Origin of the sequence: Streptococcus sanguinis (assembly GCF_026781265.1) — a bacterium.
In the GTDB taxonomy this organism is placed as follows: domain Bacteria; phylum Bacillota; class Bacilli; order Lactobacillales; family Streptococcaceae; genus Streptococcus; species Streptococcus sanguinis_T.
On record NZ_JAKUVC010000010.1, the window covers coordinates 52763 to 74075 of the forward strand.

The window sequence follows — 21313 nt, forward strand, 5'->3', positions numbered from 1 at the left end:
GGAAATTATCTGATTTCTTTCTACTCCTATCCAATCAGGTGAGACACTCTGTAAAGATTTTTTCCAGCTTTTTTACGGAAGATTTGCTGAAATGGTGTATAATGGGGACAAGAAAGAAACAGAAAATTGTATGAAAGGAGTAGCGATGAAGGTTCTAGTGACAGGAGCGACTGGCTTTCTAGGAAAGTATGTTGTTGAAGAGCTGGCTGAACAAGGCTATCAGGTGCGGGCTTTTGGTCGCAATCTGAAAGCTGGTCGGCAGTTAGAAGGTCCTTTAGTAGAGTTTTTTGCTGGTGATTTTACCAGAGAAGAAGAAATTTTTGCAGCCTGCGAAGGAGTGGATTCAGTGGTGCATGCTGGAGCCCTCTCAACGATTTGGGGACCATGGGAGCAGTTTTATCAGACGAATGTTGTAGGAACCAAGCTGGTTATGGAAGCCTGCCGACATTTTGGAGTACAAAGACTGGTCTATATTTCCTCCCCAAGTGTTTATGCTGCTGCGCGTGACCAATTGGCTATCAAAGAAGAAGCTGCTCCTCAGGAAAACGAGTTGAATTTCTATATTAAAAGCAAGCTCATGGCTGAGCAGATTGTCCGAAGCTATCCTCAAGTTCCATCAGTTATCTTGCGCCCTAGAGGGCTTTTTGGTATTGGAGATACCAGTATTTTTCCTAGAATTCTGCGCTTGAGCCAAAAACTGGCGATTCCACTCATCAGAAATGGCCAGCAAATGATGGACATGACCTGTGTGGAAAATGTGGCCTTGGCTGTTCGTCTGGCTTTGGAAATGCCAGAAGCGCAAGGACAAGTTTACAACATTACCAACGGAGAATCCCGTCGTTTCAAAGATATGCTGGATGAAGCTTTGGAAGGTTTACAGGTTCGTAAACGTTATATTAAGTTACCTGCTGCTTTTCTAGGTCTTCTAGCACAGTGCTTTGAAAGCTTTTATCGCTTTTTTCACATTGAAAAAGAGCCACCTCTTACTCTTTACACCTATTACTTAATGCGTTACAGTCAAACGCTGGATATATCAGCAGCAGTAAGGGATTTGGGCTATCAACCCAAGTTGACAATCAGTGAAGGGATTGCAAAATATGTCCAACATTATCGAGAAAATTGAGTATCTTCAGCCTGGGCGCTGCAGCAGTCACTTGCAGCAGATGTTTAAGGGAGTTGCCAAGAAAAAAATAATTTTTCCAGCTGGTGTTTTCCTCTTGAATCATCGTGAGAAAGGCTATATTCTCTACGACACTGGCTATTCTCCAGCTATTCTGAAGCCCAATTTCAAATACTGGCTTTATGGTCTGGGAACGCCTGTTGATATGTCAGAAGAGGAGCGTGTAGATCGTTTGCTTGAGAAAAAAGGAATTGCGCCAGAAGATGTTTCTTATGTCATCTTGTCGCACTTGCATCCAGATCACATTGGTGGATCCGCTCTCTTTCCCAAGGCCCGCTTCATTCTGACCAAGACCGTCTTCAAAACTTATCAGCATACCAAGCTTAAGGATTTGATTTTCAAGGAATTTCTTCCGCAGGATTTTGAGAGTCGGTTGGAAGTGGTGGAACCTCAGCAGGTCCAAGCAGCATTCCTCTATCGCAAGACAGTTGACTTGTTTGGGGATGGAAGTATATATCTGGCCTCAGTTGATGGCCATGCCGCTGGTCAAGCTTGTCTCTTTTTGCCAGATTATCATCTGTTTATCGGGGCTGATTTGTGTTGGGGGGTGGATTTACTACCTTATACAGAGCAGATGCGTTTCTTGCCGTCACTGATACAGGATAACAAGGAAGAATACATGGCTGGTGTGGCCTTGCTGCGGCAGTTGCTTGCTGTCAGCTATCAGGTGCTAGTCAGTCATGATCCGGCCGAGAGAGCGGAGCAGATTTTGTATGAAACTAGGAACATTTCTAAAAACCTTTAGCGTCATGCGCTGGGGGAATCGATTTAAAGATCGACAGGCTCTGGAACGCTATCAAGTTAAGGCTTTAGCAGCCTATCGGGAATTTCTGCAGCAGGAATCGCCTTATTTCAAATCAGGTATTCCAGCAGATTTTAAGATGAATAAGGCCTTTATGATGGAGCATTTCAATGAGCTCAATACTCAGGGGCTGAATCGAGATGAGTTGCTAGCCTTGGCACTGGAGAGCGAACGGACACGTGATTTTAGTCCCATGATAGGAGAAATTGCTGTTGGCTTGTCTTCAGGGACATCCGGACACCGAGGCTTGTTTGTCACCACTGAAAAGGAACGCAGTATGTGGGCGGCAGCAATCTTGGCCAAGATGCTGCCTAAAGGTAAACTCTTTGGGCACAAAATAGCCTTCTTTCTTCGGGCAGACAACCAGCTCTATCAGACTGTCAATTCAGTCTTGATTTCTCTGGAGTATTTTGATACTTTTCAGGGAGCCGAAGAGCATGTAGAGCGTTTGAATGCTTACCAGCCAACGATTTTGGTAGCGCCAGCATCAATGCTCTTGGAACTGGCTAAACAAGTCCAGGCAGGAACTTTGCAGATTGCCCCTAGCAAAGTCGTATCGGTAGCAGAGATTTTGGAAGAGCCAGATCGGCAGAGGATTCAAGCAGGATTTGGTCTGAAAAAGGTGGACCAGGTCTACCAAGCGACCGAGGGCTTCTTAGCCTGTAGCTGTTCCTACGGGAATCTTCATCTAAACGAAGACATTGTCCATGTAGATAAGCGCTACTTGGATGATAGACGCTTTTACCCAATTATTACGGATTTCAAGCGGACTTCTCAGCCAATTTTTCAATATGAGCTGAATGATATCTTGGTGGAAAATCCTGAACCTTGCCCCTGCGGTTCGGTCTTTACACGGATTGACAGGATTGAGGGGCGCTCGGATGATATTTTCATTTTTGAAAATGACGCAGGTCAGTCGGTGGAGGTCTTTCCAGACTTTATTCGCCGTTGTCTGCTCTTAGTTGATGGGATTGGAGAATACCAGGTAGCTCAGAAGCAGGACCATTCGCTGGCCATTGCTATCGAACATCGTAGTCAGCAGCGAGAAGACGAGATTATCCAGCAGTTTCAAAACTTAGCGACTGATAAAAGCTTTCTTATGCCGGCTATTTCTTTTGAAGATTATCAGCGGGACAGAAGCCGTAAGTTGAAACGTATCTATCGGGCTTAAGAATGCCCCAAGAGGAAAAATATATGAATCGGTGGCTCAAGCGCTTTAGCAGTTTACCTAGCTGCCGAGCAGCCCCAAGTCTGACAAGAAGGAGTTTAATATGACTGCAGTAAAGAATCACATAAAGATTGTTGGTTATGGTACGCATCTGCCTAGAAATACTGTGACTTTTAAGGATCAGACCCGTTATCGAGTGGTGGAAAATGAAGAAACCCAGCTTTCCATGGCGGTTAAGGCGATTGAAAAAGCCCTAGACAAGGCGGGCTTGACTATCAAAGACATTGATTGCATCGTGTCGGCCAGTGCGGTGGGCGTTCAGCCCATTCCCTGCACTGCGGCCCTGATTCATGAGTTGGTGGCTAAGGGCTTGTCCATTCCAGCCATGGATATCAATACGACCTGCACCAGCTTTATCTCAGCTTTGAGTCTCATGTCTCATTTGTTGGAGGCTGGTGAGTATCAAAGAATCCTCATCGTGTCTAGTGAGGTTGGAAGCCTGGGTCTCAATCCTAATCAGAAGGAAAGTTTTGAGTTGTTCAGTGATGGTGCGGCTGCTTTGATTTTTGAAGCAACAGAGGAAGAGAGAGGGGTTATCTCCAGCCTGCAGCGGACCTGGTCTGAAGGAGCTCACGATACAGAGATTCGCGGTGGTTTGACATCTTTTCAGCCTAAGGAGTATTCGGATGCTACCAAAACTCACTACATGTTTGACATGAATGGTAAGAAGATTCTCTTACTCTCTGCCAGAAAAATTCCGGAAATGTTTAAAGAATTTAAAGAAAAGAGTGGTCTCAGCCTATCTGACTTGGATTATATCATTCCGCATCAGGCGAGTCGTGCTCTGCCAATGGTCATGCGCAGCTTGGGTATTCCTGATGATAAATACCTTAATATTGTGCAAGACTATGGTAATATGGTGTCAGTAGCAGTGCCCTTTTCTCTCTGCTATGCTCTAGAGCGCAAGCTAGTCAAGGAAGGAGACACCATCGCTCTGATGGGAACAGCAGCTGGTATGACAGTCAATATGTTGGCTATGAAATTATAATACAATAAAAATAGGGTGTACAGAACCTCTTTTGGTTTCGTACACCCTGTTTAATTTTTCAAAATATGAAAAGAGCTGGAACCCATTGGGTTCGAGCAGCTTCTTACAGCATTTTCAAAAGAAATTCTGCTATTTGTTCAGGACTTTCTTTTTTTCCTCTGGAAACCCACATCTGGCAGACGCCGAAGAAGGCATTAGCGAGAAAGACCCGGCTGTATTCTTTTTCAAAATGATTGTAAATGCGATTGCTAAAGCGATCCTGAAGGCTATCAGCTAGCATCATCTGCAGCTTATGGCGCAGGAAATTTTGAATTTCTTTCGTTCCGTTTTCCGTCAGAAGAGCAGCTAAAAGCGGCTCTAGCTGGAGGAACTGAAAGACCTCCGTAATCGCAGTTTGAATATCCTCCTGATTGTTATCAAAAATATACCCCAGTTGATGAAAGAGGTTTTGCTGATAACGTTCAATCATATCGTACTTATCCTTGTAGTGAGTATAAAAACTACTACGGCTGATGCCAGCAGCTTGAGCTAGCTGGACAGTAGTGATATGGTCGAAGGACTGCTGATGCAGTAGTGAAACCATGGCTCTCTCAATAATAGCCTTGGTTTTTCGGCGTTTATTGCTTTCTAACATAAAATCTCCCTTTGAGGCTAAGCCTCAGTCTGCTCTTCAAACTAATAGCTATCATAGCAAACTACTTTTTCTTTTTCTCCATGTACTATTATATCAAATGTTTTTCAAGTGGAAAAGAGTTAAATTCCGAAAATAGGAATAGATAGGCAAAATTTTATTTTATTAGGTTTCTTAGACTGGTAAAATAATAAAGCCAAGACTTAAAGTAAAGTCTTGGCCTTCGTTTTGAGCATTATTTAAAGTAGAGGTAGTCGGGGTCGGGAGTGACGTAAAGCAACTCACCCTCTTGCGAAAAGATAATAGAAATTTGCTCATTTTTATAAGAGTAAATTGTATAGGTGTTTTGTAACCTTGATGCTTGAGAAATATCAACTACACCTGCTAAGAAAGCACGCGCTTGTTCGGTGTTGATTTTTTGTTCTTGAACCAGCCTCTTCAGATTTTCTAATTCTTTGTTTTGGAAAGCTTCATATTCAGAAGCGAGATCGGTACTTACTTTTTCTGGTTCGCCGAGAATACTTTTAACTTTTTCTTGGGTATATCCTTTAAATTCAGGAATTTGAGCTTCAAAACCCCCAGATTCATAGGATTGGTAATAAACCTTGGCATCGCCAGTCGCATAAATCTTATCTTTCTTAGCATGATCGGCATCTTCTGGAAGACCATCTGTGGTTTTTTCTATATCCTTACTAGAACTACTATTTTCTTTACTAGAACTTCTGGAAGAACTACTGCTGCTAGAGGAGCTGCTTTTGCTTTTGGAAGATTGCTTTGATGAGCTTGAGGAATCCTTTAAACTAACTTTTTTTCCTGATTTATCTGAATTAGAAGGGCGAGTGGTGGACTCTGAGTTAGATGGTACAAGGAAACGGCAGGCTGACAGAAGAAATAGTACTGCAACTAGAGAAAATAAGCTAAAGAGTGTTCTTTTTTTCATTGTCTTAAACCTTTCTTTACTATGCTCAATCTGACTTGAGCTATTGTGATGTGAGGCATCTGCTGGCAGCAGTGTTTCACATGGAACCGTACCGTCAAGTTAAGATCTCGATGCTTGACTCCATTTACCTCGCTTATCATTCTAACATAATACTGATTTTCTGTGTAGCTACCAGTGGAAAAATATTTTTTATCTACAGATTATTTAGGGATTAAAGACAGTAGGGCGAACTTATTCCGCTTCTCTACAATCTTTTTAAACAAAATTAGACACGGTGTGCAATTTTTAAAGAATAAACTTGTAATAATTTTCGATTGGTGTATAATCAATTTTATCGAAATTTGGACACTGTGTATAATTTTAGGAGGTAGACATGTTAAGAGAATGGAAAGCTATTTTAAAAAAGCCGACTTTTATCATCGTGATGTTAGGGGTCTCTATGATTCCAGCCTTGTATAATGTTATTTTCTTGAGTTCCATGTGGGATCCGTATGGAAAGGTATCGGACTTGCCAGTGGCGGTCGTCAATCAGGATAAAGCTGTAACTGCTAGTGGCAAGGCCTTGTCTATAGGCGAGGATATTGTTTCCAGCCTCAAGGAAAATAAAAATCTGGATTTTCATTTCGTCAGTAAAGAAGACGCTCAAAATGGTCTGGAAAAGGGTGATTACTACATGGTTGTGACGCTTCCAAGTGATTTATCTGAACGTGCAGCCAGTGTTTTGACCGATAATCCTCAGCAAATGAAGATTGACTATCAAACGTCTAGCGGCCACAGTTTTATTGCTGGTAAGATGAGTGATTCAGCTATGGCTTCTTTGAAGCAGACGGTGGCGCAAAATGTGACGGATACTTATACGAGCGCCTTATTTAAGAATATGGGAGATCTAAAAACGGGATTGGTTAAGGCATCCGATGGTGCTCAGCAATTAGCATCTGGCAGTCAACAACTAGGCTCAGGCAGTCAGACAATTGCAGATAATTTAAGAACTCTGAATCGAGCTACGACCAAATTATCGTCCGGTGCAACTCAATTTAACACAGGACTACAGACTTATACTGGGAGTGTTGCACAAGTATCGTCTGGACTGGGTAGTTTGTCAAATGGGATAAACACTTATACTAGTGGTGTAAGTACTGTAGCCGCAGGTGCAAATCAGCTGTCGGGTCGATCAGCAGACTTATTGGGTGGAGTCCAACAGCTCACCCAGTCAGGAGAAGGAGTTCAGGCCTTATCGACAGGTGTGACAAATCTGAATACTGGCTTGGCTACATTAAAGTCATCAGTAGATACAACCTTAGCTAACAATCAGCAAAATGTGAATGATTTGGCAACTGGCTTGACTCAGTTGAATGCTAGTATTCAAGCTGCAGCAAGTGACACAGAAGTTTCTACGGACAGTATTGAAACTTCGTTAACCAGTGTAGCAGGATCCGCTCAGTCTATCATCAATAATAATCAAGATGCCAGGGCTGCAGCTTTAGCAAGTGTCCAAGGGACCAGTGCTTATCAAGGACTTTCTAGTGAGGCTAAGGCTGAGATTGATACAGCAGTCAGTGCTAGTCAAGCAGGAAGTGATCAATCTGCTCAGGCAATTTTATCAGAAGTTGATACGATGAGGGCTTCTCTTGAAGTGATAAAAGCTACCAGTCAAACGAAGATTAGTCAATTGGGAAACACTTCTACTCAGGTTTTACCCCAAGCATCTACCATGATTAATGGCCTTTATAATGGCTTATCAACGGTGAGTACTAGCCTCGGTTCAGCAAGTGGAGGAGCCAATCAACTAGTCGCAGGTGTAGATACCTTAAATGAAAAACTAACGACTGGCGCGACACAATTGGAACAAGGGGTGACAAGCTATACCAATGCAGTCGGTCAGCTATCTGAGGGAACATCAGCTTTGGCAAGTAAGAATCCTGATTTGCTAGTAAATACAACAAAATTAGCAAACGGGGCTGCCCAATTAACAGATAAATCACCAGAATTGACCTCTAGTTTCGGGAAATTAGCAGATGGAACCAATCAATTAGCGAGCGGTACAGAAAAGCTGGCTGATGGCAGCAGTGCTTTAACGGATAATCTCTCTAAACTTACTGTGGGAACAAGTGATTTGTCCAATGGCCTCTCAGATGCAGGTGATAAATTGTCGGCTGTTTCAACCAAGGAAGACAATGCAAAAACTCTAGCAGATCCTCTGACGCTGAGCAAGACAGATGAGAACAAGGTAGAGAAAAACGGCATTGGGATGGCGCCTTATATGATTTCAGTAGCTTTATTTGTGGCGGCTATTTCAACCAATATCATCTTTAGTACACTTCCATCGGGTCAAGACCCTAAGACGAAACGAGACTGGCTGAAGGCCCGTATAGAGGTAAATGGAGTCATTTCTGTCGTGGCGGGTGTTTTGGTCTATGGTGCTGTGCACTTGATAGGCCTATCTGCTAACCATGAGTGGGCAACCCTTGGTTTGATTGTCCTAGCAAGCATGACCTTTATGGCTCTTGTGACCGCTTTGGTTACTTGGGATAGCAAGCTCGGCGCCTTTGCCTCTCTGATTCTCTTGCTCTTACAGCTAGCTTCTAGTGCAGGAACCTATCCGCTGGAGCTGACTAGTAAGATTTTCCAAGTTATCAACCCTTGGCTGCCAATGAGCTATTCTGTATCGGGCTTACGCCAAACGATTTCCATGAATGGCCAAATAGGTACTCAGGTACTCTTCCTTGCTTTTGTTTTAGTTCTTTTCATGGTACTTGGTACTCTGGTCTATCGAACAGATAAAAAACAGCTAGCTTAGGGCTTGTGCTTTTATGAATGTGTAAAAATGTAGATGAAAAGTCTATCTGTAATTCTTTTAGTTTTTCTCTAATCAACATCTCCTGAAAAGGGAGATGTTTTGTTTTCTTTAAGTTTTCTTTATCTTTCTTTTAAGTTTTCATCTTTAAAATTGCATTACATTCAAGAAAGATAGAGAGGGGAGAAGCCCATGGCAGAAAAATTTTTTCAACATCATTTTCAGCGCTTTGAAACCAAATACATCATTTCCAAGGAAAACTTGCTGGATCTATTGCTAGAGTTTGAAGGCTATCTGGTGGAGGATGAGCGAGCTTATTCGACCATTAACAATCTCTACTACGATACGCCGTCTTATCAGCTCATTCGTGAGTCCTTGGAAAATCCTTGCTTTGACGAGAAGGTGCGCTTGCGGACTTATCAAGAGCATCCGACCGAGGATAGTCAAGTCTTTTTGGAAATCAAGAAAAAGACTGAGAATCTGGTCACCAAACGCCGGCTTGCGGCAGATTTGCTGATGGCAGAAGCCTATCTGGACGGTGATTACAGTCAGCTGACTGACCTTCAGATAGATAAGGAAATGGTCTGGCTGACCCAGCATTTTGGCAATATTCAGCCTATGATGTATGTTGGCTACAATCGTTATTCGATGAAAGGGATTGAGGATGAGCGGATTCGGATTACCTTTGATCACGGCCTGACCTACCGTCCTTATGATCTGAGTCTCTTGGCTGGTCGCCATGGAAATCATCTCCTGCCAGCCAACCACGTGATTATGGAAGTTAAGATTCCAGAAGCTTGTCCGCTATGGCTTAGCGAGATCATGGATCGCTACCAGCTGTCTCCAAGCTCTTTCTCCAAATACGGTTTTGCTTACAAAAAGGCAAACTGTATCAGCAGTAAATAAAATAGATAGGAAAAGAAAAATGAAACAATCAAAATCAACCCTTAAAAAAATTAAATTGATGATTCCACTAGTCTTGATGACAGCAGTGCTAGGAGCCTGCAGCTCAAACGCCAGCAGCTCTACAGCTTCAAGCAACACCCAGGCTGCTAACGCTACAAGCACCAGTCAGACCAAGACCAATACTTCTGATTACTTTGCCTCAGAGGACTCAGACGCTTCTTATAATGAGTCCAAGGCGACGACTATCAGCTTGAGTGGATCCAGTGCTAAGACATCTGGTGACGGCGCTAGTGTCTCCGGCTCTACCGTGACAATCTCAGAAGCTGGGACCTATGTTATTTCCGGAACGAGTGAAAATGTGCAGATTGTCGTCAAAGCAGGTGATAGCGACAAGGTTCAAATCGTCCTAAATGGCGTAACCATGAGCGGGACAGATGCAGCTATTCTCGTAGAAAATGCGGGTAAAACAAGCCTAACTCTGGCTGACGGCAGCCAAAACACCATCTCAGACTCATCTAAGCACAGTAATACGGATGCAGATGCAGCTATCTATAGTAACTCTGACCTGACTCTCAATGGCTCTGGAAGTCTGACAGTTGACGGCAAGTATGAAACAGCGATTAAGTCTGAGCAGACCTTGCGGGTGACAGGTGGTACTTATACGCTCAAAGCAGCTAAGCATGGTCTGTCAGCAGCTTCAGCCATTAATATCAAGGATGCTACTATTGACATCACAGCGACAGAAGATGCTATCCACGCGGACAATGATGAAGATACTTCTCTGGGAAATCTCTATATCCAGTCCGGCACCATCACGATTAATGCTGGTGATGATGGTCTGCATGCTAGCAATATTGCTTTGATTGATGGTGGAACGATTACGGTTTCCAAGAGTGTAGAAGCTCTGGAAGGAACCAATGTTACCATTAACGGTGGCAAGCTAGACCTTTATGCGACGGATGATGGTATCAATGCAGCTAGTGACGTAACTGGAGCTGATATCTTTATCAAGATTACCGGTGGCGATATCAAGGTCGAGGTTGGTGAAGGCGATACCGATGCTATTGACTCCAACGGCGATGTCATTATGTCAGGGGGAAACTTAGACATTACTTCTACGGTATCAGCCTTTGACTTTGATGGAACGGCTACCTACACTGGCGGTACCATCACGGTCAATGGTGAAAGCCGAACAGAAATCACAGCCGACGGACCTGGCGCTGGTGGACCCGGTGGCGGCGGTGCCCCGGGCGGCCAAGGCGGTTTTGGTGGGCGTTAAAAAAGCTGACGAGATAACAATGAAATAGTGCCTAATGAAAGAGAAGAATCCTCATTCCAGCTGGAATGAGGATTTCTTGCTATTCATCAATTCTGATAGATAATTTCTCCGTATCCACGGTCACTTGAGCACCGATGGTGATGGTAAAGAGTGGCTGAGTATGAGCAAAGTCCAAGTCATAGAGGACGGGAATCGTCTTTAGAATTGGATGTTTATCCAAGATATAAAGGAGCAGCTCCTCTGTCATCTGACATTCTTTTGGAAAGCGGCCGATGAGGAGGGCCTGCGGGTTAGGATAGGCCTGAAGGAGGGCAGCTAGATTGCGGTCAAATTCCACATAATCATCTTCCTCTGCCTCTTCAACAAAGAGAACATAGTTTTTATCTGTCGGGGCGTAGGGCGTGCCGCGAAGGAGTGAGAAGGTGGAGAGATTGCCGCCGATAACAGTGGCTTGGGCTTGTCCATGGTTGTAGACCTTCCACTCTGTTTCATGGAAGGTCAGTGGGGCATCGGGCAGATACCAAGCATTGTCGCCCCATTTTTCACTAGGAGTCAATTCATAAGAAGTCTGGCTGACGGCCTTGAGCCAGCTCTCAGTCTGATAGTCCTGCAAGGCATCCATCTTAAAGCTGGAGTAGGATGGTCCCATATAGGTTTTCATACCGGTCTTGCTATAGATAGCGTTGAGCAAGGCTGTTGTGTCTGAGTAGCCGCAGAAAATCTTAGGATTTCTAGCAATCAACTCAAAGTCCAGATAGGGCAGGAGCTCATTGCAGTTGAAACCGCCGATAGTGGCCAGAATAGCATCAACGGAGTCATCTGCGAAGGCAGCATGGATGTCTGCCATTCGGCTTTCGATGGAGGCAGAGCCTAGTATATCATTTTCCAGATAATGTTCCGAAAAAGACACGGTAAATCCTAGCTTTTCCAAGCGCTCCTTGGCGGCTAGATTGGCCTCAAAGCCACCAAGGCGTTCGATTGACGACGAGGGACTGACGATTCGAATGTGCATACTAGGTACGAGTTTTTTCATAGGGACCTCCTTATGATAAATTTTTATAGAATATCATAGCACAAAGGCCAAGGCCTGTAAAGCAATCTTAGGGCATTGCGGGAATTTTTATCAAAAAGGGAGTCGCTGAGGACTCCCTGATTGTATATATTCTTTTATATGATTTATTCGCTGAGCTTAATGCTACCGCTTTGGGCGCTGGCAGTAAGTGTAGTTGTCGGATTTTCGACTTTACGGATGGCAGAGTCGCCAACATCATCGCCTTTGGTGTGCTCTACATTCATACCACTAGGGATGTCAATTTCACCTAGATTCGTTTTCAGATCAAAGGATAGCTGCGACAAACTGCCAGAAACCAGATGCAGATTAATATCGCCCAATTGGTCAGTGATAGAGATTGTACCAGCTAATTCCAACTGTTCAGAGTTCAGTGAGCCGCTTGAGATTTTCAGAGTGCTGTCGGAGATTTTGCTCGAGTTTAGATTGACCTCTCCCAGAGAGTTTGCTATTTCGCCCGATGCGAACTGGCTGTTGCTCAGAGTGATGGTACCCGAAGAAGCATTGATTTTTCCAGAGCTAATCTGGCTGTTATTAAAGGAAATCTCTCCCAGAGAGTTCTTAAATTTACCAGATGCGAATTGGCTATCATTCACAGTCAACGAGCCATTGGATAGAGAGAAGTCAGCATTTTTTGCTGATAGATTGGACAGCGTAACATCTCCTAATGACGAACTGCCGCTGAATGTCTCAAGCTTGGTCCCCTTAGGCAGGGAAAGCTGTACAGTACGTTTCCCCTGAGATTCTTGGTCAAATAAGCTGAGTAGGGAGCGGATGCCAGCGCTTATGTAGAAGGAGACTGCACCATCTTCCTTGATGTTTAAGTTTCCGTTTTCAGAACTTGTTGTTATTTTTCCAAGCGAGCTTCCATCAATCTGATAGTTACCATCGCTTTGGTAATAGGTCAAGTGAGCCTTGTCATCAGGAGATTCGCTGATGACGAGATTTTTAGCTGCTAAGTTAATATTTAGGGAAGAAAGATCAGAGAAACTTTCTTCTTTTTTCGTTAGTTTTACCTTGCTTTTGGCAGAATTGACCAAGTCATTGACACCGCCTGTCATGGAGCCGATAGTTGTCAAGGCTCCACCAAAGAGGCAGGCTAAAATAGTTGCAGATAAAAGAGGTTTTTTCAATTTGATGTTAGCCATGACGTGCTCCTTTCTTTGCGAAAAGTTGAGCTAGTTTGACAAAGCCAGCCTTGCCAAACTGAGCAACAGGAGAAATGCCTGAGTAGAAGATGCCTGACAGTCCCAGAGATAGGATACTGAGTCCTAGGGTTAGAGTATCCCAGATCAGGCTGATTCCAAAGATAAAGAAGGCAAAGGCACCTATAGCCATGACGAGAGCAAAGATAAAGACTAAGAGGAAGAAAACGAAAGTCAAAAGTGCTGCTACTATAAAGAGCGGAATAGCCAAGGGTGCTGCCAAAATGGATAGGATAGCAATCTGGACGATGTTCTTAGTGTTTTTTGATGAATTGCTGTCTTGATTATCTTCCTCGACTTTTTTGTCCAAAAGATTCAGCATAATCTCGTGGGCCGCTTCCTTTGGGCTGCCTAGCTCAGCAATAGCGGCTTCCTCGCCCTCTGGGCCTACCTCGTCGAATTACTCAGTGAAGTAATCCATAGCTTCCTGGTAGTCCTTGCGTGGGAGTTTTTTCAGATATTTTTCTAGCTCAGCTAGATACTCGGTTCTTGTCATGACGGATGCTCCCTTCTATGATACCGCTGATGGTCGTAGTATAAGTTTGCCACTCTTCTTTTAGAGTGAGTAGATGTTCATGCCCGTAGGCAGTGAGTGAATAGTATTTTCGTTTTCGTCCTTGGTACTCCTGCGAATAAGTCGTGAGACAGTCATTTTGCTCCAGCTTCTTCAGAATAGGGTAAAGTGTTGATTCTTTGATATTGGCAATCAGCTTAATCGTCTGGCTGATTTCATAACCGTAGGAATCGTCTTTTTCAAGGATGGCTAAGATGAGAAACTCAATCAAAACCGATGATGTGGGGAAAGACATAGGACCACCTCCTTGTGTAAAATATTTATATATAATATTTATATATAATCTTTCTATATATAGTCTACAACCTCTTAGGGAAAAAGTCAAGCAAAATATATAAAATTTTTATATATTTTTTGAAAAAGCCTTTTTATGGCTATTTATAAGGCACATCAAAGTACATTTCTTCCTTACAAGAACTTTACATCTTCCTTAGCTTTTGTGTTGAAAACATCTTCCATAAAATGGTAAAATGGTGTAAGTCTAACTAAAAATATAAGAGAGATCAATGAAAAAACATCAAACCCTATATAAGTTTTTGGGCCAAACCCTACTATATTTTGTTATCTTTCTGGCCTTGCTTTATTTCTTTAGCTATCTGGGTCAGGGTCAGGGCGGCTTCATCTATAATGAATTTTAATGTGAGAGAGTAGGAAATAATGTCAAATAAAGTGATACATGATATGATTGAAGCGATTGAGCATTTTGCTCAGGTGCAGCCGGATTTTCCGGTCTATGATATTTTAGGTCAAGTTCATACTTATGGAGATTTAAAGAAGGATTCCGATTCGCTGGCGGCTCAGATTGACCGTCTGGAACTTCCTGACAAGTCTCCGGTTGTGGTCTTTGGCGGTCAGGAATACGAAATGCTGGCTACTTTTGTGGCCTTGACCAAGTCTGGTCATGCCTACATTCCTATTGACAGCCATTCAGCCTTGGAGCGAGTGGAAGCGATTGTGGAAGTTGCTGAGCCAAGCTTGATTATCGCCATCAACGATTTTCCGTTGGCAGATGTAGCAGCCCCTATTTTTAGTGCGGAGCAAGTTCAGACAGCCTTCAGAGAGGGAGCATCCTATGAGCTTAGCCATCCGGTTCAGGGAGATGATAATTATTACATTATTTTCACATCAGGAACGACTGGCAAGCCTAAGGGAGTGCAGATTTCCCATAATAATCTGCTCAGCTTTACGAATTGGATGATTACAGATAAGGAGTTTGCGACTCCGGAGCGTCCTCAAATGTTGGCTCAGCCGCCTTATTCTTTTGACTTGTCGGTAATGTATTGGGCGCCGACTTTGGCTTTGGGAGGGACTCTTTTTGCCCTACCTTCGGCTGTGACTCAGGATTTCAAGAAGCTGTTTGAGACGATTCTCAGTCTGCCTATTGCTATCTGGACTTCGACGCCTTCCTTCGCGGATATGGCCTTGCTGTCGGATGACTTTAATAGTCAGAAGCTGCCTCAGCTGACGCATTTCTACTTTGACGGTGAGGAGTTGACAGTCAAGACAGCTCAGAAGCTGCGTGATCGCTTCCCTCAGGCTCGCATCATCAATGCTTACGGTCCGACTGAGGCAACAGTGGCCCTGTCTGCAGTAGCAGTGACAGATGAGATGCTGCAAAATTGCAAGCGCCTGCCGATTGGCTATACCAAGGCGGACTCTCCGACCTTTGTCATTGACGAAGAGGGACGGAAAGTGCCGAATGGTCAACAGGGAGAAATCATCGTCTGCGGTCCAGCCGTATCTAAGGGCTATCTGAATAATCCTGAGAAGACAGCGGAGGCTTTCTTTGAATTTGAAGGTCTGCCAGCCTATCATACGGGAGATGTTGGCTCAATGACAGATGAAGGCCTGCTGCTCTATGGCGGCCGGATGGACTTCCAGATTAAGTTTAATGGTTTCCGTATTGAGCTGGAGGATGTGTCTCAGAACCTGAACAAATCGAAATACATTGAATCTGCAGTGGCTGTGCCCCGCTACAATAAGGACCACAAGGTCCAAAATCTGCTGGCCTATGTCATTCTCAAAGACGGTGTGGCTGAGCAGTTTGAGCGAGAAATCGATATTACCAAGGCAATCAAGGAAGATCTGCAAGATATCATGATGTCCTACATGATGCCGTCCAAGTTCCTCTATCGAGAGACCCTGCCTCTGACCCCGAATGGCAAGATTGACATTAAGGGGCTGATTAGCGAGGTCAATAAGCGATGATGGATTTCTTGAAACAGCTGCCTCACTTGGAACCCTACGGCAATCCAGTTTACTTTGTCTATATCGTTCTAGCAGTTCTGCCAATCTTTGTTGGACTTTTCTTTAAGAAACGCTTCCCCCTTTATGAAGCCTTGGTTAGCTTGGTCTTTATCGTCCTGATGCTGATAGGTTCTAGTCTGGCGCAGCTTTGCGCTCTGCTAGGGTATGTCGTCTGGCAGACGGTTTGGGTTTACTCATACAAGCTCTATCGCCGGTCGCGGGACAGCAAGTGGATCTTTTATCTGCATACCTTGCTGGCGGTTCTGCCACTTGTGCTTGTCAAGGTAGAGCCCGCAATCAGCGGCCATCAGTCTCTCTTTGGCTTTTTAGGGATTTCCTATCTGACCTTTCGCTCAGTAGGGATGATGATTGAGATGCGGGATGGAGTTTTGACAGAGTTCACACTCTGGGAGTTCCTGCGTTTCCTGCTCTTCATGCCGACCTTTTCGAGTGGCCCCATTGATCGTTTCAAGCGTTTCAATGAAGACTATTTGAACATTCCCGAGCACGATGAGCTGCTGGATATGCTAGAGCAGTCTGTCAAGTATATCATGCTAGGCTTCCTTTATAAGTTTATCCTGGCCCATATTTTTGGGCATCTGCTGCTGGGTCATGTCAAGACCTACGCTCTCTATACCGGCGGTTTCTTTAATCTGGGAACTCTGGGCGTCATGTATGTCTTTGGTCTGGATCTCTTCTTTGACTTTGTCGGTTATTCGATGTTTGCGCTAGCTATTTCCAATCTCATGGGAATCAAGAGCCCTATCAACTTTGATAAGCCCTTTCTCTCACGCGATTTGAAAGAATTTTGGAATCGCTGGCACATGAGTCTGTCCTTTTGGTTCCGTGACTTTGTCTTTATGCGGCTGGTCATGGTCCTGATGCGCAATAAGGTCTTTAAAAACCGCAACACAACCTCTAGTGTGGCCTATCTGATCAACATGCTGATTATGGGCTTCTGGCATGGTGTAACCTGGTACTATATCGCCTACGGTCTCTTTCATGGAGCTGGTCTAGTCGTCAATGATGCCTGGCTGCGTAAGAAGAAAACTCTAAACAAAGAGCGCAAGGCTAAGGGACTTCCGCCTCTGCCAGACAATAAATGGAACCAAGCTTTAGGGATTGTGGTGACCTTTCACGCAGTCATGTTCTCATTTTTGATCTTTTCTGGATTTTTAAATGAGCTTTGGTTTAAAAAATAAAAATGAATGAGGAAGAAAAATGGATATAAAAGCAGAAGTAATTGAAATTATTGAAGAACTATTTATGGAAGATGTGTCAGACATGATGGACGAGGATTTGTTTGACGCTGGTGTCCTAGACAGTATGGGAACGGTCGAGCTGATTGTTGAGCTGGAAAACCGTTTTGATATTCGTGTGCCAGTGTCAGAGTTTGGCCGCGATGACTGGAACACAGCCAATAAAATCGTTGAAGGCGTAACGGAGCTTCGCAATGCTTAAACGACTCTGGCTGATTCTGGGGCCGGTTTTCTGCGCCATGGTCATGGTTGCCCTGCTCTTTTTCTTCTATCCGCTTGATAAAAAGCATGATATAGAAGCAGAGAAGCGTTCGGCAGTGACCCTGACAGCAGAAAACTTCAAGAGCCGCAGTAAGAAGGTGACAGCCTTGACCGATAGGAAGATGCGTTTTGTTCCCTTCTTTGGCTCTAGCGAATGGCTGCGCTTTGATAGTATGCATCCGGCAGTGCTGGCTGAGAAATACGACCGCTCCTATCGTCCCTATTTTCTAGGACAGCGCGGGGCAGCATCATTTAATCAGTACTTTGGTATGCAGCAGATGTCCTCTGAGTTGGAGGGACAAACGGCGGTCTATGTAGTGTCGCCCCAGTGGTTTACCAAGACTGGCTATGATGCTTCGGCCTTTCAGCAGTACTTCAACAGCGATCAGCTGACGGCTTATCTGTCTCAGCAGCAGGGAGATGCGGCGGCGCAATATGCAGCCCAGCGCCTCCTTCAGCTCTATCCAGATGTCGCTATGGCAGAGAGCGTCCAGAAGCTGTCTGAAGGTAAAAAACTGAGCAGCTTTAAAGAGCGTCATATTGAGATGATGGCCCATCTTAATGAGCGCCAAGATGCTTTTTTTAGCAACTTTGCTGCCCTTAATAATGAAAATTATGACCAGCGAATTTTACCTTATATGGCTGATCTGCCAGATACCTTCTCTTATCAGGCTTTGGAAGAGATTGCCACAGCAGAGGCCAAGAAGAAGACCAGTAACAATCAATTCGGCATAGACAATCATTTTTACAAGACCCGTCTGGCCGGCAAGGTTTCCAAGCTCAGAGGTTTTCAGACCAAGCAATCTTATGAAAAATCCCCTGAGTACAACGACTTGCAGCTAGTTCTGGATCAGTTTGCCAAGTCAAAGACCAATGTTATCTTCATCATTCCACCGGTCAATTCTAAGTGGACGGAGTATACAGGTCTCAGTCCTGAAATGTACCAGCGGACGGTGGCTAAGATTCGCTACCAGCTGGAAAGTCAGGGTTTTACCAACATTGCTGATTTTTCTAAGAACGGCGATAAGCCCTACTTCATGCAGGATACTATTCACATGGGCTGGAATGGCTGGCTGGCCTTTGACAAGGCGGTTAATCCTTTTGTGGCCAATCCACAGCCGGCGCCAAACTACCAGATCAATGACCGCTTCTTCACTAAGGAATGGTCTCAGTATACTGGCAAACCAGAAGAATTCAAATAAGGTTGGGACTTTCCAGCCTTATTTTTATAAAGGAGGAAAGATGAAGATTCGTTTGTCCCAAACAGAAGATATCCCAGCCATTATGGCGATTTATGATGTAGCCCGTCAGTTCATGAAAGACCAGGGCAATCCGACGCAGTGGGATAGAGGCTATCCTAGCGCGGGTTTGATTGAGGAAGATATTGTGGCTGGCCACTCCTTTGTTGTCGAGGAAGAAGGGCAGCTGGTCGGCACCTTTGCCTTTATCATCGGAGAAGACCCGACCTATCAGGTCATCGAAAAGGGGGCATGGCATTTTGCAGAGCCTTACGGCACCATTCATCGCATCGCCTCGAACGGGCAAGTCAGAGGCCTATCCCGTCAGGTCTTTGATTTTTGCTGCCAACAGATTCCCTACTTGCGCATCGATACCCATGCGGACAATCAGGCTATGAAAGCAGCAGTGCTGAACTACGGCTTTAGGGAGTGCGGCATTATTTATGTGGCTGACGGCAGTCCTCGTCTGGCTTATGATTATCATCAATAAAAAAATCTGCCCTTGAGCAGATTTTTTGCGTTATATCAAAACATACTTTTCTACAACTTCTGCTACTCCGTGCTCATTGTTGCTTTTGGTGACGGCTTTTGCCTCGGTTTTGACTGCCTCAGGGGCATTGCCCATAGCGACTCCAAGTCCAGCCAGTCGCAGCATAGGAAGGTCATTGAAGTTGTCTCCGATTGTCATGACCTGCTCTAGAGGCACTTGGTAGTGCTGGGCAATTTCGTACAAAGCTTGCTCCTTGGAGACATGCTTGGCCGTGACTTCCATGTAGTTGTCCTTAGATAGGTAGAAGGCTGTCTTGGGGAAGTCTAAGGTCTGTAGGTAGTCATGGAGTTTCTGGATGACAGGCGCTTGATCAATCAGAAGTAGCTTGTGGACATGCATTTGCGCATTCAGTACTGGCACTAGTACATTCTGAATCATCGGCTGCTCCCCTGTAATAGCAGCCTCTATCTGTACCCACTTATCCAAACGATCGGCAATCCAATCCTTACCAGAATAGAGATTGATGGACACACTAGGAAATTCGGTCTTGACCAGTTCCAGAAAAGTGCGGATTTCTTTCTTGTCCAGAGGGTGCTCGATAATAGTTTCATAAGCTTGCGGGTCACCCTTGATGACCAGAGCGCCATTGTAGCAGGCTAACGGATTATCTCCCAGTCCCAGCTCACGCGCAATCGGGTCCATGCCTAGAGGAGAGCGAGCAGAAGCGAGGACGAAAGGGATTTTTTCTCGGTTTAGCAGGGGAATCATATCCTTGAGTTTAGAATCTACTTGGTGCTGGTCATCCAAAATCGTGCCGTCAATATCGCTGATAATCAGGCGAATCGTTTGTTTTGTCATAGCTCGTCCTCCTATGTATCTAATGAATCGATTTAATAAATTATTTTAACCTTGTCTCCTATCTTTTCTTGGACTTCAGGACTGGGCTCTTGGTCCGTAATCCAGTAGTCAAAGTCGCTGACAGGACCTAGGATGTACTTAGACTCTTTCTGCCATTTGTCTTGCTCGGTCAGCAGAATCTTAGTCTTGGCGTGCTTCAAAGCCAGTTTTTTCAGGTGAGCATCAGCTTCGTCTTCAAAGCTGACTAGGCCATCAGAGACACTGGCTGCCCCGATAAAGGCAATGTCAAAGGAAATCTGCTCCAGCAGCTCTGCTTCATTGAGCGCGTAGTAGAATCGGTTTTTGGGATAAAATTTCCCACCTAAGAGATGAAAGTCTACTTTGTCCTGACTGCTCAGCATGATTGCATTATCCAGAGAATGGGAGTAGATTATCATAGGCTCCTTGATGCGCTGAGCCAGATGGAGAACGATGGTTGAGACATCAAAGAAAGCTATTTGCCCCGGCTTGAGAAGGTCACGGGCTTTCTGAGCAATAGCCTTTTTTTCTTGACTTAGTTGGTTGATACGGTCGTTAAAGGAGGGGATTTGCCGGCTAGTGTCCAGCGGGATAATACCTCCGTGGGTGCGTTGCACAAGCCTACGCTCGCTCAAAATCGAAAAATCTCGCCGAATAGTATCTTTAGAAACCTGAAAATGCTCAATCATATCCTTAGCTGACAGCTGTTTTTTCTCAGTCAAGAGCTCTAAGATTTCAGCTAAGCGCTGTTCTTGGTACATGCTTGTCCCTCCTTACTTTTCTAAATAGAGTATAACACAATGAATAAGTTTTTAAAAGTATTTATAATCATTTATAAGTTATCAAGAATTACATTGTAGAAAATCAAAAAAACGAGCAAAACTCGGTTTTTATTATTTATAATAATCGAAATATGTTTTTCAATTAAGGTGTTTGGATATTGACAGATCCATCGCTGCCGACCTTAACATCAACACCGCCGCCTTGAACATGAACGCCATCTTCATTTACGCTAACCCCAGCGTTGTCAGTTTGTACATTAGCACTACCGTCTCCGTTAGTTTCAACAGAAGCATCTCCGCTTTCGTCTCCGCCATTTACATTAACGCTAGCATCTCCGCCGTTTACGTTGACTTTGGCACTACCGCTTTCTTCAGATGTGCTGCTAGAGCTTGTCTTAGCCTTAGATGAAGAAGATACGCTTGAGCTTGAACTTGAGCTTTCTTCAGTCTTCTTATCTGCAGAATTTCCGCAAGCTGCCAAAAAGAAAAGTGCAATTAGTGGTAATAAAAATAAAGAAATTTTAGATAATTTTTTCATCTTACCCCTCCTTCTAGTATAATATT

At 44.3% G+C, this 21313-nt stretch carries 21 protein-coding genes and 1 pseudogene; 13 read left to right on the forward strand and 9 right to left on the reverse strand.

Annotation, left to right across the window (positions count from 1 at the left end; all coding sequences use genetic code 11):
• Positions 1 to 91 precede the first annotated feature (91 nt).
• From MK370_RS10260 to MK370_RS10275, 4 genes are all read left to right on the forward strand, one after another.
• Positions 92 to 1123, forward strand: coding sequence for an NAD-dependent epimerase/dehydratase family protein (locus MK370_RS10260; protein WP_268685163.1), 1032 nt, complete (start codon positions 92 to 94; stop codon positions 1121 to 1123).
• On the forward strand, positions 1098 to 1925 hold the full coding sequence (locus MK370_RS10265) for an MBL fold metallo-hydrolase (RefSeq protein WP_268685164.1): 828 nt from the start codon (positions 1098 to 1100) through the stop codon (positions 1923 to 1925). The genes MK370_RS10260 and MK370_RS10265 overlap by 26 nt, the downstream gene beginning before the upstream one ends.
• Positions 1894 to 3153: a F390 synthetase-related protein gene (locus tag MK370_RS10270; RefSeq protein WP_268685165.1), complete on the forward strand. Its 1260-nt coding sequence runs from the start codon at positions 1894 to 1896 to the stop codon at positions 3151 to 3153. The genes MK370_RS10265 and MK370_RS10270 overlap by 32 nt, the downstream gene beginning before the upstream one ends.
• A gap of 100 nt (positions 3154 to 3253) precedes the next feature.
• Positions 3254 to 4198 (forward strand): 3-oxoacyl-[acyl-carrier-protein] synthase III C-terminal domain-containing protein, encoded by a 945-nt coding sequence (locus MK370_RS10275; protein ID WP_268685166.1) that lies wholly within the window; start codon positions 3254 to 3256, stop codon positions 4196 to 4198.
• Between the two features lie 103 nt (positions 4199 to 4301).
• Here the strand turns inward: MK370_RS10275 and MK370_RS10280 are convergent, their stop codons facing one another.
• Positions 4302 to 4832 (reverse strand): TetR/AcrR family transcriptional regulator, encoded by a 531-nt coding sequence (locus MK370_RS10280; RefSeq protein ID WP_002918003.1) that lies wholly within the window; start codon positions 4830 to 4832, stop codon positions 4302 to 4304.
• 232 nt (positions 4833 to 5064) lie between these two features.
• Positions 5065 to 5769, reverse strand: a complete 705-nt coding sequence (locus tag MK370_RS10285) for a DUF4947 domain-containing protein (protein WP_002918002.1) — start codon at positions 5767 to 5769, stop codon at positions 5065 to 5067.
• A 373-nt stretch (positions 5770 to 6142) separates the two neighbouring features.
• Here MK370_RS10285 and MK370_RS10290 point away from each other — a divergent pair, with 373 nt between their 5' ends.
• The 3 genes from MK370_RS10290 to MK370_RS10300 all read left to right on the forward strand — a co-directional run bounded on the left by MK370_RS10290 (position 6143) and on the right by MK370_RS10300 (position 10748).
• Complete coding sequence (locus tag MK370_RS10290; protein WP_268685167.1) at positions 6143 to 8566, forward strand: YhgE/Pip domain-containing protein; 2424 nt, start codon at positions 6143 to 6145, stop codon at positions 8564 to 8566.
• A gap of 189 nt (positions 8567 to 8755) precedes the next feature.
• Positions 8756 to 9469 (forward strand): polyphosphate polymerase domain-containing protein, encoded by a 714-nt coding sequence (locus MK370_RS10295; RefSeq protein WP_268685168.1) that lies wholly within the window; start codon positions 8756 to 8758, stop codon positions 9467 to 9469.
• Positions 9470 to 9488: 19 nt separating this feature from the next.
• Positions 9489 to 10748 carry a carbohydrate-binding domain-containing protein gene (locus tag MK370_RS10300; RefSeq protein WP_268685169.1) on the forward strand — a complete coding sequence of 420 codons (1260 nt, stop codon included), beginning with the start codon at positions 9489 to 9491 and terminating at the stop codon, positions 10746 to 10748.
• 79 nt (positions 10749 to 10827) lie between these two features.
• On the opposite strand, the gene MK370_RS10305 is transcribed toward MK370_RS10300, so the two are convergent.
• From MK370_RS10305 to MK370_RS10320, 4 genes and pseudogenes are all read right to left on the reverse strand, one after another.
• On the reverse strand, positions 10828 to 11781 hold the full coding sequence (locus MK370_RS10305) for a S66 family peptidase (protein WP_268685170.1): 954 nt from the start codon (positions 11779 to 11781) through the stop codon (positions 10828 to 10830).
• Positions 11782 to 11924: 143 nt separating this feature from the next.
• Positions 11925 to 12965 carry a DUF4097 family beta strand repeat-containing protein gene (locus MK370_RS10310; protein WP_268685171.1) on the reverse strand — a complete coding sequence of 347 codons (1041 nt, stop codon included), beginning with the start codon at positions 12963 to 12965 and terminating at the stop codon, positions 11925 to 11927.
• Positions 12958 to 13518, reverse strand: a pseudogene (locus MK370_RS10315) (DUF1700 domain-containing protein). The gene MK370_RS10310 and the pseudogene MK370_RS10315 overlap by 8 nt, the downstream one beginning before the upstream one ends.
• Positions 13493 to 13831, reverse strand: coding sequence for a PadR family transcriptional regulator (locus MK370_RS10320; protein ID WP_268685172.1), 339 nt, complete (start codon positions 13829 to 13831; stop codon positions 13493 to 13495). Before MK370_RS10320 ends, MK370_RS10315 begins: the two are co-directional and overlap by 26 nt.
• Positions 13832 to 14102: 271 nt before the next feature.
• On the opposite strand from MK370_RS10320, the gene MK370_RS10325 reads away from it, so the two are divergent.
• Genes MK370_RS10325 through MK370_RS10350 form a run of 6 tightly spaced genes read left to right on the forward strand, consistent with a single transcriptional unit; the run spans position 14103 to position 19091 of the window.
• The gene (locus MK370_RS10325; protein ID WP_002894209.1) at positions 14103 to 14234 is read left to right on the forward strand and encodes a teichoic acid D-Ala incorporation-associated protein DltX; all 132 of its coding nucleotides are present in this window, start codon (positions 14103 to 14105) and stop codon (positions 14232 to 14234) included.
• A gap of 19 nt (positions 14235 to 14253) precedes the next feature.
• Positions 14254 to 15804, forward strand: coding sequence for a D-alanine--poly(phosphoribitol) ligase subunit DltA (gene dltA, locus MK370_RS10330; protein WP_268685173.1), 1551 nt, complete (start codon positions 14254 to 14256; stop codon positions 15802 to 15804).
• The gene (gene dltB / locus MK370_RS10335) at positions 15801 to 17045 is read left to right on the forward strand and encodes a D-alanyl-lipoteichoic acid biosynthesis protein DltB (protein WP_268685174.1); all 1245 of its coding nucleotides are present in this window, start codon (positions 15801 to 15803) and stop codon (positions 17043 to 17045) included. The genes dltA and dltB overlap by 4 nt, the downstream gene beginning before the upstream one ends.
• A gap of 19 nt (positions 17046 to 17064) precedes the next feature.
• Positions 17065 to 17304: a D-alanine--poly(phosphoribitol) ligase subunit DltC gene (gene dltC / locus MK370_RS10340; protein ID WP_002894204.1), complete on the forward strand. Its 240-nt coding sequence runs from the start codon at positions 17065 to 17067 to the stop codon at positions 17302 to 17304.
• Entirely contained in the window at positions 17297 to 18565 is a 1269-nt protein-coding gene (dltD, locus tag MK370_RS10345) for a D-alanyl-lipoteichoic acid biosynthesis protein DltD (protein WP_268685175.1), read from the forward strand. The genes dltC and dltD overlap by 8 nt, the downstream gene beginning before the upstream one ends.
• A 40-nt stretch (positions 18566 to 18605) precedes the next feature.
• On the forward strand, positions 18606 to 19091 hold the full coding sequence (locus tag MK370_RS10350; RefSeq protein WP_268685176.1) for an N-acetyltransferase: 486 nt from the start codon (positions 18606 to 18608) through the stop codon (positions 19089 to 19091).
• A gap of 30 nt (positions 19092 to 19121) precedes the next feature.
• On the opposite strand, the gene MK370_RS10355 is transcribed toward MK370_RS10350, so the two are convergent.
• From MK370_RS10355 to MK370_RS10365, 3 genes are all read right to left on the reverse strand, one after another.
• Positions 19122 to 19949 carry a Cof-type HAD-IIB family hydrolase gene (locus tag MK370_RS10355; protein ID WP_268685177.1) on the reverse strand — a complete coding sequence of 276 codons (828 nt, stop codon included), beginning with the start codon at positions 19947 to 19949 and terminating at the stop codon, positions 19122 to 19124.
• 32 nt (positions 19950 to 19981) lie between these two features.
• Positions 19982 to 20728, reverse strand: coding sequence for a DeoR/GlpR family DNA-binding transcription regulator (locus MK370_RS10360; protein WP_268685178.1), 747 nt, complete (start codon positions 20726 to 20728; stop codon positions 19982 to 19984).
• Between the two features lie 163 nt (positions 20729 to 20891).
• Positions 20892 to 21287 carry a hypothetical protein gene (locus MK370_RS10365; RefSeq protein WP_002917987.1) on the reverse strand — a complete coding sequence of 132 codons (396 nt, stop codon included), beginning with the start codon at positions 21285 to 21287 and terminating at the stop codon, positions 20892 to 20894.
• Between the last annotated feature and the right edge of the window lie 26 nt (positions 21288 to 21313).